This is a genomic window from Methyloparacoccus sp. NF-16 (genome assembly GCF_056880625.1).
Genome location: NZ_CP174130.1, coordinates 533399 through 547828, shown reverse-complemented (window position 1 = coordinate 547828; position 14430 = coordinate 533399). Strand labels below are relative to the sequence as shown.

The 14430-nt window shown below is 65.8% G+C and carries 15 protein-coding genes; 8 read left to right on the top strand and 7 right to left on the bottom strand.

The genetic code is table 11. The features are described from left to right. The first annotated feature begins 186 nt into the window (after window positions 1-186). The 8 genes from ACH5N8_RS02570 to ccmI all read left to right on the top strand — a co-directional run bounded on the left by ACH5N8_RS02570 (window position 187) and on the right by ccmI (window position 7706). Window positions 187-1491, top strand: a complete 1305-nt coding sequence (locus ACH5N8_RS02570; protein ID WP_483282384.1) for an aminotransferase class V-fold PLP-dependent enzyme — start codon at window positions 187-189, stop codon at window positions 1489-1491. A 513-nt stretch (window positions 1492-2004) separates the two neighbouring features. Beyond that, window positions 2005-2418, top strand: coding sequence for a hypothetical protein (locus ACH5N8_RS02565; RefSeq protein WP_483282383.1), 414 nt, complete (start codon window positions 2005-2007; stop codon window positions 2416-2418). 426 nt (window positions 2419-2844) lie between these two features. Next, window positions 2845-3015 (top strand): heme exporter protein CcmD, encoded by a 171-nt coding sequence (gene ccmD, locus ACH5N8_RS02560; RefSeq protein WP_460026614.1) that lies wholly within the window; start codon window positions 2845-2847, stop codon window positions 3013-3015. After that, window positions 3012-3467 carry a cytochrome c maturation protein CcmE gene (gene ccmE / locus ACH5N8_RS02555; RefSeq protein ID WP_483282382.1) on the top strand — a complete coding sequence of 152 codons (456 nt, stop codon included), beginning with the start codon at window positions 3012-3014 and terminating at the stop codon, window positions 3465-3467. The genes ccmD and ccmE overlap by 4 nt, the downstream gene beginning before the upstream one ends. Beyond that, entirely contained in the window at window positions 3464-5443 is a 1980-nt protein-coding gene (locus ACH5N8_RS02550) for a heme lyase CcmF/NrfE family subunit (RefSeq protein ID WP_483282381.1), read from the top strand. The genes ccmE and ACH5N8_RS02550 overlap by 4 nt, the downstream gene beginning before the upstream one ends. A gap of 39 nt (window positions 5444-5482) precedes the next feature. Next, window positions 5483-6013 carry a DsbE family thiol:disulfide interchange protein gene (locus ACH5N8_RS02545; protein ID WP_483282380.1) on the top strand — a complete coding sequence of 177 codons (531 nt, stop codon included), beginning with the start codon at window positions 5483-5485 and terminating at the stop codon, window positions 6011-6013. Then, window positions 6010-6486 (top strand): cytochrome c-type biogenesis protein, encoded by a 477-nt coding sequence (locus tag ACH5N8_RS02540; protein ID WP_460026610.1) that lies wholly within the window; start codon window positions 6010-6012, stop codon window positions 6484-6486. The genes ACH5N8_RS02545 and ACH5N8_RS02540 overlap by 4 nt, the downstream gene beginning before the upstream one ends. Then, the gene (gene ccmI, locus ACH5N8_RS02535; RefSeq protein ID WP_483282379.1) at window positions 6486-7706 is read left to right on the top strand and encodes a c-type cytochrome biogenesis protein CcmI; all 1221 of its coding nucleotides are present in this window, start codon (window positions 6486-6488) and stop codon (window positions 7704-7706) included. The genes ACH5N8_RS02540 and ccmI overlap by 1 nt, the downstream gene beginning before the upstream one ends. A gap of 42 nt (window positions 7707-7748) precedes the next feature. Here ccmI and ACH5N8_RS02530 read toward each other — a convergent pair whose 3' ends face one another. The 7 genes from ACH5N8_RS02530 to ACH5N8_RS02500 form a co-directional block, all read right to left on the bottom strand. After that, window positions 7749-8489, bottom strand: coding sequence for a YoaK family protein (locus ACH5N8_RS02530; RefSeq protein ID WP_483282378.1), 741 nt, complete (start codon window positions 8487-8489; stop codon window positions 7749-7751). Window positions 8490-8512: 23 nt separating this feature from the next. Next, window positions 8513-9268 carry a hypothetical protein gene (locus ACH5N8_RS02525; RefSeq protein ID WP_483282377.1) on the bottom strand — a complete coding sequence of 252 codons (756 nt, stop codon included), beginning with the start codon at window positions 9266-9268 and terminating at the stop codon, window positions 8513-8515. 9 nt (window positions 9269-9277) lie between these two features. Beyond that, entirely contained in the window at window positions 9278-10186 is a 909-nt protein-coding gene (locus ACH5N8_RS02520) for an ROK family protein (protein ID WP_483282376.1), read from the bottom strand. 173 nt (window positions 10187-10359) lie between these two features. Next, entirely contained in the window at window positions 10360-10734 is a 375-nt protein-coding gene (locus ACH5N8_RS02515; RefSeq protein WP_483282375.1) for a hypothetical protein, read from the bottom strand. Window positions 10735-11120: 386 nt separating this feature from the next. Continuing rightward, entirely contained in the window at window positions 11121-11663 is a 543-nt protein-coding gene (locus ACH5N8_RS02510; protein ID WP_460026604.1) for an NADH-quinone oxidoreductase subunit B family protein, read from the bottom strand. Then, window positions 11656-12387 carry a 2Fe-2S iron-sulfur cluster-binding protein gene (locus ACH5N8_RS02505; protein WP_483282374.1) on the bottom strand — a complete coding sequence of 244 codons (732 nt, stop codon included), beginning with the start codon at window positions 12385-12387 and terminating at the stop codon, window positions 11656-11658. Before ACH5N8_RS02505 ends, ACH5N8_RS02510 begins: the two co-directional genes overlap by 8 nt. A 24-nt stretch (window positions 12388-12411) precedes the next feature. Then, window positions 12412-14235, bottom strand: coding sequence for an NAD(P)H-dependent oxidoreductase subunit E (locus ACH5N8_RS02500; RefSeq protein ID WP_483283163.1), 1824 nt, complete (start codon window positions 14233-14235; stop codon window positions 12412-12414). Window positions 14236-14430: the final 195 nt, after the last annotated feature.

The window sequence follows — 14430 nt, the reverse complement described above, 5'->3', positions numbered from 1 at the left end:
GCCGGGGCAGGCGCTACCGAATATGATCAGAAGTTTGGAAATATCCAATATAGCAAGCGCGGATCATTGTTCAAGGGATATGCCGCCGAAAGGCCGCGGCTGGGACAATCGGAGAATTGCCGGCACATCCGAGCTGTCCCGGGCATAGAATGTCGCCCTTGCGCTTCCGCCGGAGAGGACCCTGCCATGCGCCAGTTCAACCGTGTTCCTTGCATCGTCTTTGTCTGGCTTGCGATAAGCCTCGCCCTGTTGCCGTCGATCGCCCGGCCATTGACGCGGGACGACCAGCAACGGCTGGATGAGCTGGCCCGACGCATCCTGTCGCACAAGGATCAGGTGGCAGGCTATCCGGTCAATCAGGAAACCGATCTCGACGGCTTCTATGCCTGGTATACCCGGCTCGGGCTGCAACGCAGCGTCATGAACAATGTCGGCGATCCGCGCAAGACCAGTCCTTACAGTCTCAATACCCATGCGTTCGAAAACGAGGTCATCGACGACTTTGCCGAGCTGTATGGCTTTCAGCCAGGAAAATACTGGGGCTTCGTGACGGCCAGCGGCACCGATGGCAATAGCCACGGTATCTATTTTGGCCGCAAGGCCCTGGCGTCGAAGGCACAGCAGGCACCGATCCTGTATGTCTCCGAGGAAGCCCACTATTCGATCAAGAAACTCGCGGATGTGCAGAATCTGGAACTGCGCCTGATCAAGGCCCTGGAAATGGGGCAGATGGATATCCGGGACTTCGAGAGGCAGCTGGACCCGGAGCGTCCCGCCCTGGTCGTCGTCGCCATGGGCACCACCTTCAAGGGCGCCATCGATGATCAGGCCGCCATCCGTCGCGTCCTCACCACCCGCCACCGGGGCCCCCATTACATCCATCTGGACGCCGCCCTGTTCGGCGGGTTCCTGCCCTATGCCAGCGGTGACGGCTGGCAACTGGTCCATCAGCAGATCCAGCGCTTTGACTCCATCGCCGTGTCAGGCCACAAGTTCTTTGGCTTCGATGAGCCCATGGGCATTTTCATCACAACCCAGGACACCTTCCGGCGGCTGAATCCCTTCCATGTCCCCTACCTCAACGATGCCGTGCCGACCATTTCCTGCTCGCGCAGTGCGATCAGCCCGCTGAAGTTCTGGTGGAAACTGCATGCAACCCCCCGCTCGGCCCTCCGGCAACAGGCGAACGAGATGCTGGACGGCGCGGAAACCTTGCTGGCGCGACTGCGCGAGACGGGTATCCGGGCCTGGAAAAACCCCTATTCCAACACCGTGTTCTTCGAGCGGCCGGACGCCGGCGTGATGCGGGATTACGACCTGGCGCCGGAGGAAGATCCCGCCTTCGGGAAGGTCGCCCATTTCGTGGTCATGCCGCATGTGGACACTGTCCTGGCTCCGTTTGTCGCCGACATGAAACGCTGGAAGGCACGGACCAGCAGCCCCGCCAGCACGACGCTCAGTCCGCGGGCGACGCCTCGAACCGCGAGATGAGCCAGGCCAGCAAAACAAAGACGGGAAAAACCGGCAGCCACAGGGGCGCGGCCAGCAGCAACAAAGCCAGTTTCCATCCTCCCGTAGGGCTATCGTCGGACGCAGGGTTGCCGTCAAGCATGGCTGTCACCGGTAACGGATAAATGAAGTCAGGCCCAGTCTAGCGTGCCCACCCGATTTGATTGCTGCCAGGCAGCGGTAAAGGCCCAGAATCGCGCGCCCGGTTTCAGGCGCCCCGCGGGCTGGTGGACGCTTGGCAATTGACAAAATTATGGGCTAGCATCGAGTTGACCCTGGACGCATCCAGGGCAGGGCCGCGAACCCTGCCAACGAAGGCGCAATGAGCGTGCATCCCAGACGCTCACACTGTCCGTCGCTTCATCCATGGCGGCTGGCATGGGCACCCCTCGGGTGGCCGGTTCCTTCGTCCGGTTTTCGCGACCCGTGCCAGCCCGCCACCCAAACCGCGAAAATCCGGTGGCGGATTCCGGAATATAACGAAGGCCTCCGACCATGTCAGATATCCACTTCCCCCTGAACCCCGACGGCAAACTCAGCGCCCTGCCAGGAACCACAGGCTGGGGCGGCATCCCGGCCGTGCTGGTCCTGCACCATACCTGCCAACGCCGAAAGACGGGCGAATTCGGCTGGCTGTACCAGACCGACCGGGCCGGAATGGAGGCCATGATCAGGGCTGCCGAGGCGGCATCGGACGCGATCAACGAGGGGCTCTTGACCCTCGCGGCGCTGATGGCCTGTTGCGATGGCAAGGGTATGGCGATGGACGCCAGCGAACGCGTCCAGCTGAACTGGTTCCTGCATGGCGTGGCCGAACTGCGGCAAAGCCTGGACCATGCCGCCTTCGAGGCGCGCTTCGGGCTGAAGGAGGGACTGTACCTGGCCGATGCCGCACGCAGCGGGGAATGACCAGCCGGGGCGGCATCTGTCCGGTCGCCGAAGCGAGTACCAGTTCCCCCCATAGCGCGCGACGACCGGCCAGCGGGGTTCTCGTCGAGCAGGCGTCCCGGCAACCAGCCCTGCCCTGACGGCCAGGCGCGGGCAGATCACTGCCCGCGGTCTTCGCGCATGTCGAAGACCGCCACAACCCTGCGCGGCGAGAATCCGCCGCACATGCCCGAATCACGCAGCCCGGGCCGGGTTCCGCCCGTGCGCGGGAACTCGTCGCACATGGCCGGGTCGGCAGGTGGGCAGGCGGTTTGACCCGGTCGCAGACCCCACGGACAGGCCTGCCGGCCCCGTGGTCCGCAGGTTTCGCATCAACAACAGACAGGCTTGCTAGAATTCGCAGCCACGTCACCCCATCGACCGGCCCCCACGCACAAGGCAATGCCCATGAACTGGTCCGATTTTTTCAACATGGGCGGTTATGCCCTTTATGTCTGGCCGTCCTATGGCCTGATGGCAGTGATCCTGCTGGTCAACCTATGGCTGCCGTGGCGGCAGCGCGCGGCGGTGATCGAACGCATCAGACGGCTGCTGGCCCAGACGGAGAAACGCGGATGACACCTCGCCGGAAACGCATGCTGGTGGTCGGGCTGGTCCTGCTCGGCGTCAGCGTCGCGGCCTTTTTTGCCCTGACGGCCTTCCAGAAGAATCTCCTCTATTTCTTCACCCCGGCCCAGGTAGCGGCGGGCGAAGCCCCCAAGGGCCACCCCTTCCGCGTCGGCGGTCTCGTCGTGCCGGGCACCGTGCAGCGCGAGCCGAACAGCCTTGCGGTGCGCTTCTCGGTGACGGACGGCCAGGCGACCATCCCGGTGAGCTATACCGGCATCCTCCCGGACCTGTTCCGCGAGGGCCAGGGCATCATCTCCATCGGCAGGATGAACGAGCAGGGCGTCTTCGAGGCCAGCGAGGTGCTGGCCAAGCATGACGAGAACTACATGCCGCCGGAAGTGGCCGACTCCCTGAAGGAGACTGGCCAGTTGCCCGCAAACTACAAGGATTATCAGCGATGACCGCGGAACTCGGGCACCTGGCGCTGATTCTGGCGCTGTTCATGGCTCTGCTGCAGGGAACCTTCCCGCTGGCCGGCGCGGCCCAGGGCGTTCCGGTGTGGATGGCGGTCGGGCGCGCCGCCGGGCGGGCACAGAGCCTTTTCCTGGCGGTATCCTTCGCCTGCCTGGTCGACAACTTCATCGGCAACGACTTCTCGGTACTGTACGTCGCCAAGCACTCCAACAGCGACCTACCGCTCTATTACCGGATATCCGCCACCTGGGGCGCGCATGAAGGCTCCATGCTGCTGTGGGCCCTGATCCTTGGCCTCTGGACCTTCGCGGTGACGGTGTTCAGCCGCAGCCTGACGGAGGAGTTCCAGGCCCGGGTGCTGGGCGTCATGGGCCTGATCAGCGTCGGCATCCTGCTGTTCATCCTGCTGACCTCCAATCCGTTCGAGCGGCTGGTGCCGGTACCGCCGGACGGCAACGACCTCAACCCGCTGCTGCAGGACTTCGGCATGACCATCCATCCGCCGATGCTCTACATGGGGTATGTCGGGCTGTCGGTTGCCTTCAGCTTCGCCATCGCCGCGCTGCTGGGCGGCTCGCTGGATTCGGCCTGGGCGCGCTGGTCGCGCCCCTGGACGCTGGTTGCCTGGATCTTCCTGACCTTCGGCATCGTGCTCGGCTCCTGGTGGGCCTATTACGAGCTGGGCTGGGGGGGCTGGTGGTTCTGGGATCCGGTCGAGAATGCCTCCTTCATGCCCTGGCTGGTCGCAACCGCCCTGCTGCATTCGCTGGCAGTAACCGAGAAACGCGGCGCCTTCAAGGCCTGGACCGTACTGTTGGCCATCTTCGCCTTCTCGCTCAGCCTGCTCGGCACCTTCCTGGTCCGCTCCGGCGTGCTGACCTCGGTGCATGCCTTCGCCTCCGATCCGGCACGCGGGCTGTTCATCCTGATCTTCCTGGCGCTGGTGGTGGGGACATCGCTGCTGCTCTATGGCCTGCGGGCACCGTCGATCCGCGATACCGGCCGCTATACCCTGATTTCCCGGGAAAATCTGCTGTTGCTGAACAACGTCCTGCTGGTGACAGCGGCCGCCAGCATCCTGCTCGGGACCCTCTATCCGCTGGTGCTGGATGCTCTCAAGCTGGGCAAGATATCCGTCGGCCCCCCGTATTTCAGCAGCATCTTCGCCCCACTGATGACGCCCATCGTGCTGCTGGCAGGCATTGCCCCCCTGTTCGGCTGGCGCGAAGCCGACGGCAGCCGGCTGTGGCGGGTCGTCCGCTGGCTGGCGCCGCTGTGCCTGCTGCTGGGCATTGTCGCGACCGCCCTGTTCTGGACGCTCAGGGACATCAAGACGCTGGCGGGACTGAGCCTGGCGTTCTGGCTCGTGGGCAGCGCCGGACTGTCGCTGTGGCAACGGGTGCGACTGCGGGAGTCGCTGCTGGCAGGCTTGCGCGCGCAATCGACCAGTTACTACGGCATGACGCTCGCGCATGCCGGCATCGCCGTTTTCCTCGTCGGGGTCGTGCTGTCGAGCAGCCACAGCGAGGAGAAAATCGTGCGCCTGGCGCCGGGCGACAGCGTGCAGCTGGCCGATTACCGCTTCCACTTCCAGGGTGTCAGCGGCGTAGCAGGCCCCAACTTCCAAGCCCAGGAGGGTGCCTTCACGGTGGAGAGGGACGGCGTGGTGCTGGCCGAGCTGCGGCCACAAAAGCGCGTGTACAAGGTGCAGCGCAACACCATGACCGAGGCCGCCATCGATCCTGGTCTGACCCGCGATCTCTACGTGGCGCTGGGCGAGCCGATGGACGGTGGCGCCTGGAGTGTACGGGTCTATGTCAAGCCCTTCATCCGCTGGATCTGGCTGGGTGGGCTGCTGATGATGGCCGGCGGCTTCTGCTCGCTGGCCGACCGCCGCTACCGCATCGCCCTGGCGCGCGTGCGGGATCCCGATCTCCTGTCGGCGACGGCTCACAAGGCCTGACGCGATACTGCCACCCCACGCCAACCTGCCGTCACCCCCATGCGCTTCCTGATCCCGCTGGCCGTCTTCGTCATCATGGTCATCTTCCTGGCGGTCGGCCTGACGCTCGACCCCCGCGAGGTACCCTCGCCCCTGATCGGCAAGCCGGCACCCGGCTTCAGCCTGCCGCAAGTCGCCGATGCCGGCAAGACTCTGGCCCCGGCAGACTTCAGGGGGCAGGTCGCGCTGGTCAACGTCTGGGCCTCGTGGTGCGTCTCCTGCCGCCAGGAACATCCGGTGCTGCTGCAACTGGCCCGGCGCGGCATCGTGCCCATCTACGGACTCAACTACAAGGATCGACGCGACGCCGCACAAAGCTGGCTGAACCAGTATGGCGATCCCTACGCCGCCAGCGCCTTCGACGCCGACGGCCGGACCGGCATCGACTGGGGCGTTTACGGCGTGCCGGAGACCTTCGTCATCGACAAGGCCGGCCTGATTCGCCACAAGCACACCGGTCCGGTCACCGCCGAGACCCTGGAGAAGGACATCCTGCCCCTGGTCCGTCAGCTCCAGGGTGAAGCCCCATGACCCGTCGGCTGCTGATCGGCCTGCTGCTCGCCTGGGCGGCTGGCGCACAGGCGGTGGAGGTGCGCGAATTCGACAATGCCGAGCAGCAGGCACGCTACGAGCGGCTGATCGGGGAACTGCGCTGCCTGGTCTGCCAGAACCAGTCGCTGGCCGATTCCGACGCCGATCTCGCCCGGGACCTGCGCGACGAGGTCTACGGCATCATCCAGAGCGGCAAGGACGAAGCGCAAGCCATCCAGTTCCTGACCGATCGCTATGGCGATTTCGTGCTCTACCGCCCGCCGGTCAGGCCAGTTACCTGGCTGCTCTGGACCGGACCACTGCTGATGCTGCTGGGCGGCATGGCGTTCCTCTGGCACAGGCATCGGCAACAGCGCGCGGCGCCGGAGACCAGCGACGATGACGCGGTCGGCGCCGCCGTGCGCGAGCGCCTGGAACGCCTGAAGAACAAGCCGCAGGACGAGAACCACTGATGACGCTTTTCTGGATCACCGCCGCCCTCCTGCTGGGCTTGGGTTACTTGCTGTTCGTGCCCGCCCTGCTTGGCAAGACACGGAGGGACAGCCTCAACCGGGCGCGACTCAACCTCGTCCTGCACCGGCAGCGCCAGGAGGAACTCGCCAGCGACGCGAGTTCGGAGGAAGCCCGCCACCGGCTGGCCGTGGAGTCCGAACGGAGCCTGCTGGGCGACCTGGAGACGGCCGCCGACGGGACAGCGGCACCGCTAAAGGCGGGGCGAACACCGCTGTTGGCGGCATTGACCCTGGCGCCCATCCTGGCCATCGGCGCATACCTCTGGCTGGGACGCCCCGACCTGGTCGCCGCGCCGCCGCCCGCCAACCCGATGGCCGACACCCAGAAAGCCATCGAGGGGTTGGCCCTGCGGTTGCAGGAGAATCCCAACGATCTGGAGGGTTGGGTCTTGCTGGGCCGCTCGCTGCAGGCCACCCAGCAGGCGGAGCGGGCCGTGCGCGCCTTCGAATTCGCCCTCAAGCTGGCGCCCCGGAACCTCGACCTCAAGGGCTACTATGCCGAAGCGCTGGCGGAAGCCAACCAGGGTTCCATGCGCGGCAAACCGGCCGAGATCGTCGCCGAGATACTCAGGCAGGACCCCCGGCACAAGGCAGGACTGTGGCTGGCCGGCATCGTGGCCAGCGAGGAGGGCGACGGCGCGCGGGCGGTCCGGCACTGGCAGGCGTTGCGGTCGCAGTTCCCCGCCGACAGCGAAGAGGCCCGGCAGATCGGCGCCTTCATCGAGCAGGCAGGTTCCGCCGCGCCGGCCGACGCGATGCCGCCCGCCGCCAGCGAGCCTGCCGCCACGGCGCCCCGCAAGCGCCTGAGCGTGCGGGTGACGCTGGCCGACGCCCTGAAATCCAGGGCCAACCCCGACGACACGGTCTTCGTCTTCGCCAGGGCGGCGGAAGGCCCGCCCATGCCGCTGGCGGTGGTGCGCAAGCAGGTCCGCGATCTGCCACTGGACGTGGTGCTGGACGACTCCCAGGCCATGATGCCGGGCATGAACCTGTCGGCCTTCGAGCGACTGGTGATCGGCGCCCGCATCTCCAAGTCCGGCCGCCCGGTCCCCTCGCCCGGCGATCTGGAGGGCCTGACCGGACCGGTAACCCCGGCGCCCGGCCAGACCGTCCACTACGACGTTGCCATCGGCCAGATCGTCAATGGCAGCGCTCCCTGAGCCGCAAGCCAGGACAACACGCCCGGCAGCCGGGCGAACATCTCAACGCGCGCTGCCACCGGTCAGCAGAGCGACCCCCAGCAGCAGGGTGAAAGGCACCAGTGCGATGCTCCGGAAGCGGGCGGTCAGCGCGACCATCGCGGCGCTGACCAGGTAGGCCAGGCAAAGCAGAAGCAGGTAACGGCTGCCGACCGCGGCGGGTTCCGGCTCGCCGCGCAGCCGCCGGTGCAGGCTGTGGGCAATGAACGTCACGGTTCCGGTCAGGGCGTTGGTCGCGACGCCGGGAATGCCCAGGACGATGACAGCCAGCGCCTGCATGCCCATGCCGAAGGCCGCCAGCATCAGCAGGCCGGTTTCGCCGCCGGGCCACTCACCCGGCCCGCCCCGCGCCATCCAGGCCAGGGCGAACACCAGCAGGACGAACGCCTCGGCCAGCAGCAGGGGCCGGCTCAGCCGCCGCGTCCCGGGTGGGTGGCGCCAGACCAGCTCGGCTCCCGCGACAGCCCCGCCGACAAATGCCAGCAAGGCCACCAGCGCATTCGCCAGCAGGCTCCAGTCCCGCTGCCCGAGCGCGATCCCGCAGAAGAGCACGTTGCCGGACATGAACGAGGTGAAGACCTTGCCCAACCCGAGGAAAGACAGCGCATCCACCCAGCCCGCCACCAGGGTCAAGCCGAACAGGCCGACCCGCAAGCGGACCGGCACAACCTGGATCCGGGCTGGCGCGGCAACGGCACCCGCCTGCGATGGCGAAAGGGCGGTCGGACGGCGAGGGTGCACCATGACGATTCTCCTGTGAAGGCGGATCAATCCCAGAGAGACAGCTCGGTAACATAGTCCGAGGCGTAGAGCGTTGCGCAGCCGCCTCCAGCCACGCGGCACGAGGCACCCGGGACGGCGGTGATCAGCCCCTGGGCATCCGTCTCCAGCGCCAGAGGCACGCCCGGCTCGGAGACTTTCTCGAACAGCAGTTGGACCCGGAGCCGGATGCGATCGAATTTCTTGCGATCCGCATAGAAGACGATGTCGCGAGTCACCGATTCCCCGGGCGACAGTTCCGCGGGCGAGCCTCCGGGATGTGCGCCGGCAAAGAGGATCGCATGCCTCAGGATCGCCTCCTGCCGGGCTGGCTCCGCATAATATTTGGCCACGCTCACCGAGGTCGCGGCGGGATCGATCTCGGCAAAGGCCGGATTGATCGTCTCGCCGGCGAGAAAGTTTTCCCGGATGCCGATGGCGTTGTAGGTCAGGGCCAACACCCGGACGCTATTCTGCCCGGCATTGGCGCGCGTCAGCGTCGCCCGGATGGCGGTCATGTCGCCGTGACGCCCCACCTTCTCGATGGTGCTGGTCAGCGATACCGTCGGCGGCGCTAGGCCGGGTGCGATCTCCGACTGGTAGACGAAGGTGTAGACTGCCCAGATGCCCGCGCCGATCAGGGCAATGGTCTGGACGATATTGTTGACGGTATCGGCCTCGAGGCGGAGGGTTCCCCAGCGCCCGGGCACCGGCTTATGCGCCATGGCGAGCCCGGGCGGCGGCACGGCAACGGACGGGACCATCCCCCATGCTCAGTCGCCCCACAGCCAGGCCGCGCCCCGGACACCGCTGGAGTCGCCATAGCGGGGCGGCAGAAGCCGGGTGTCGACGCGATCGGAAAAGACATGGCGCGTCCAGCGCGCGGGGATACGGGTATACAGGCGCCCGCAGTTCGAGAGACCGCCGCCCAGCACGATGGCGTCGGGATCGAGCAGGTTGATGACATGCGCCAGAGCGCGCGCCAGACGCTCTTCATACCGCTGGAAGGCTGCCTCGCAATCGGCATCGCCGGCCTCGGCGCCCGCCAGGATCTGCGGCCCCGCCAGGGAACGGCCGCTGACCCGCGCGAAGTCGAGCGCAAACCCCGGCCCCGAGAGAAAGGTTTCGATGCAGCCCCGCCGGCCACAGTAGCAGTCAGGACCCGACCATTCCCCCCGATCGGGCCACGGCAGGGGGTTGTGCCCCCATTCCCCGGCGATGGCATTGGGACCCTGCAGAAGCTGGCCGCGCACCACGATGCCGCCACCGACCCCGGTGCCGAGAATCACGCCGAATACCACGGGCAAACCCGCTGCCGCACCATCGCGGGCCTCCGAGAGGGCGAAACAGTCGGCATCGTTGGCGATGCGGACCGGCCTCGCCAGCACGCTTTCGAGATCCTCCCGCAGCGGCTGATCGTTCAGGCAGACTGAATTGGAATTTTTCAGCCGCCCGGTTGCCCGCGAGACGGCACCGGGGGTACCGATGCCAACGCTGCCGCGAGCCCCCAGGACATGCTCGGCCTGCCGCACCAGCCCCTGAATCACGGTCAGGGTTCCCCGGTAATCGCCCTGGGGCGTTGGCTCGCGCCGGCGCCAGACCTCGCGGCCCGCACCATCCAGCGCGATCAGCTCGATCTTGGTGCCACCCAGATCGATGCCCAGCATCAGCTCATGCTTCATGTCTCTCGTTCAGCACAGTCTCGGCATTGTCCCGGCAAGGGCCTGTCAAGTTGAGGTACCCCCATCACCCGGAAATCTCCGGAGGATCGGGGCAATCCCGCAAAGAACCCGCCAGCACGGGAGGCGGCGGGTTCAGGGTCCAGCGGCCCAATGGCTGGAGTCGGACATTGAGCCTAGCGGGCTTCCTGAGTAACGGTGGTAACGTAATTTTCCTGTACCTGCAGGTAGGCCCTGACCTTGTTTGTCTTCAGCGCGAAGCGGCAATGTGTCAGGCCACCGCCCGAGGAAACATTCCATCCGGCAATCCAGTCCGTCACGCCCGGCTCCAGCGTCTTGGCATTCTTGTAGGACACCTCGCCTTTCCCGTTGAGCAGTTCGGCCACAACTTCCTGCGGCTTCGTCGTCAGATTTTCCGCGACGCACCAGATCACCCGGTTTATGCCCTCGGTTGTCGCTGTGGCGACCGGCCCGGTATTGAGGGTCAGGGCGAAGGCGTCCGAACACAATATTGACAGGGGTAACAAAACCCATCCGATCAGCTTTTTCATGGCGTCACCTCGCTGGCATGGCCTGAGAATCAGGAGGCTATCGGCCCAGGGAAATCCGGTAACCGATAGTTCATGCATGGCAAATGTTTTGCCACCTGTCAAATATGACCAATACAGAAACCTCGAGGCAAGTCGCCAACGCTACCCGGTACGGCGCCCGGGCGCCCTTGCCGTTCCGGTGATCGGGGTGCAAAGCAAAGGCCGACCAGAGCGAACCGGCTGCGACTCAAGCCGAGCCAGGGCGCCAGACAGCAAGAATGCGCCCTGTCCAGGGCAGTGCGCGGCACCAGCCCTGCCGTGGCGGATGGTGATGCGGCGCGCGCCGTTCGTCGATGACTGAGCGATTGGTTGGCCGACCCGGGCAAACCCGGGTCGGACGCGCCACATCAGTCGTAATGCACCAGCTCGGTCGGCAGCTGCGGTTCGCGGCCAGCCGCGAGGTCGGTCAGAAACTTCCAGAACACGTCGGCCGACGGGGGGCAACCGGGCAGGACGTAATCGACCTTCACGACCTCATGGATGGGATGAACCTTGTTGAGCAGCAGCGGCAGCTCCGGGTCGCTGGGAATCTGCGGATTCACCACGCCGACGGCATCGAGATAGGCTTCCTCCAGGCACTCTTCCAGCGGGATGTGATTGCGCATCGCGGGGATGCCCCCATTGATGGCGCAGGCACCGACCGCGACCAGAATCTTGCAGTGGTTGCGGAACTCGCGCAGGGTATGGACGTTCTCGGCGTTGCACAGCCCGCCCTCGACCAGGCCGATGTCGACCTGTTCGCTGCACTGCTTGATGTCGGTCAGCGGGCTGCGATCGAACGCGGCAACCTCGCACAGGGCGAGCAGACGCTCGTCGATGTCGAGGAATGACATGTGGCAGCCGAAGCAGCCCGCCAGCGAGGTCGTGGCAACCTTCAGTTTCTCAGCCATGGCGGCCTCCCGCCTCGGCCTGATCCTGTTCCAGGGCCACCTCGGCGATGCTCTCGCGGTCGTACAGGCGCTCGCCGATAGGGTGCCGCCAAGCGGTGCGCTTGACCAGGATCGCGCCAACCGGACAGACATGGGCGGCCTTGTCGGTGGCGGCGATGGCGGTATCGGCCAGCCGACCGCTATCGGCATTCACCACCAGGTGGCTCTGCATGCCACGTCCGGCAATCCCGAACACTTGCTTGCCATCGACGTCGCGGCTGGCCCGGACGCAGAGCTCACAGAGAATGCAGCGGTCGAGATCGAGCATGACGTCGGGATGCGAGGCATCGACGTTGCGGCTGGGAAAGAAATGCGGGAAATGGGTGCCCAGCATGCCGACGTAGTAGCCGACCGCCTGCAACTGGCAGTCCCCGGATTTCTCGCAGCCCGGGCAGAAATGGTTGCCCTCGACGAACAGCATCTGGGTAAGGCTGCGCCGCGCATCGTTCAATTCGCGGGTGTTGCTGAGTATCTGCTGTCCCTCGGCAGCCGGCATGGTACAGGCCGAACAGCTGCGGCCATTGACCTGCACCGTGCAGAGCTTGCAACTGCCATGCGGCTTGAACTCCGGGTTGTGGCAGAGATGCGGGATGTAGATATCGGCCGCGGTGGCAGCCTCCATGATGGTCTGCCCCGGCGTGAAGGGAATGTGCTGTCCGTCGATGTTGATCGTCTTGGGCTTCATGAGAACACCTGATCCGGTTTGCGGTTATCCGACTTGTTCGAGGTGGGCATGCGCGTCGTCGCGACCGGTCAGCCGGCGCGCGGTCGAGAGGGCGCCGTCGAGGTCGAAGCCTGGCTCGAAGCTGATGGCCTTGAGACGACGTTCGTACAGATCCGGATAACGCTCCAGCGTGCTGAGAATGGGATTGGCCGCCGTCTGCCCCAGCCCGCAATGGCTGGTGCTGCGCACCAGCTTGGCCATGCGCGTGAGTTCGACCAGGTCGTAGGGCGTGCCGTGCCCGGCGCAGATCTTGTCCAGCAGGTCCCTGAGCAGAGAGGTGCCGACCCGGCAGGGTGTGCAGAAACCGCAGCTCTCGTGGGCGAAGAAGTGCGTGAAGTTGCGGGCAATGTCGAGCACGTCGCGCGTGGCATCGAAGACGATGAAGGAACCGCCGGTCGCGAGGTCCTCGAACGCCAGCCGGCGGTCGAATTCCGTCATGGCGACGAAGGTGCCGGAAGGCCCGCCGACCTGCACGCCAAAGGCATGGCCGCCGCCGCAGTCGTCCAGTACCTGCCGGATCGTCGTGCCGAAGGGATATTCATAGATGCCCGGACGGGCGCAATCGCCGGAAACGCTGAGGATCTTGGTGCCCCTGGACTTGTCGGTGCCGGCGTTCGCGAACCACTCGCCGCCCTGGCGCGCGATATGCGCGGCGGCCACGAAGGTCTCGACATTGTTGACGATGGTCGGCTGGCCGAGATACCCGTGCGTAACGGGATATGGCGGGCGATTGCGGGGATTGCCGCGCTTGCCCTCCAGCGACTCGATGAGGGCGGATTCCTCGCCACAGATATAGGCGCCCGCGCCGAGGTGGATGCGGATATCGAAATCGAAGCCTGTCTGCCCGAGGATGGCCTGCCCCAGCAGCCCCTGCCGGCGCCGTTCCTCCAGTACCTGCAACAGGGGCTGGTGCAGATGCAGGTATTCGCCGCGCAGATACAGGAAACCCTGGCTGGCTCCGGTCAGCGCCGCCGCGACCGTCATGCCCTCGAACACGTCATGGGCATGGCGGTTGAGCAACACCCGGTCCTTGAAGGTACCAGGCTCGCCCTCGTCGGCATTGCAGACGACATAGCGCTGCTGCGTGCCCTTGTCGATGGGGCAGACCGGATCCTCTTCCGGCCCCTCGTAGCAGAGGCGCCATTTCCAGGCGGTCTTGAAGCCCGCGCCGCCGCGGCCACGCAGACCGGATCGATCCAGTTCCTCGAAGATGGCCTCGCGACCGCGCGCCAGGGTTTCGCGGATCGCCGCGCCTGCCACCAGCGGGCCATCCAGCAGCAGGTCGCGCCGGTATATGTTGTCGGCTACGGCAAACCAGTCCGCCGGCCAGGCGGACAACGGCACGCCATCGTTCACCAGCTCGGCAAGCCGGTCCAGGCGCACCCGGTCCAGACGGGTCAGGGCCAAGCCGTTCACCAGCGCGGCAGGCCCCTGGTCGCACATGCCGGTGCAGGCGGTATAGGCAAGGCTCACCACGCCATCGGCACGGGTCTTGCCAAATTCGACCGCCAGCCGCTGGGAGGCATATTCACCCAGCTGGCGGCTGCCGAGCATGTGATCGGTGATGGAATCGCTAAGCCGGATATCGTAGCGGCCGACCGGCTCGGTGGAGAGAAAACTATAAAACTCGGTGACCGCCTGCACCTGGGTCAGGGGCAGCGCGAGCCGGTCGGCGATGAGGCGCATGGCGGCGCGGGAAACATGCCGCTGGCTAGCCTGTACCTCGCGCAGTATCTGCAGCAGCTCGGTCGGCATGGCGTCATGGCGGCGGATGGCGGCTTCGACGGCGTTGGCATCGGTCGGGGTCATCGTGGCCATGAATATCTCCTGCGTGAATCCGGTTCCAACTATAGCAGTTGCATCATGAAAAGCATGTGATCGGGCGGGAATGGTGTATCCCTGCCGGATAACGGCGGCCACACCCCCGGTTGCGGCTGCCGGGTACCCGCTTATCCCTTACAATTGGCTCATTCAGCCAGGGACCGAGACCACCGCGATTTCGGT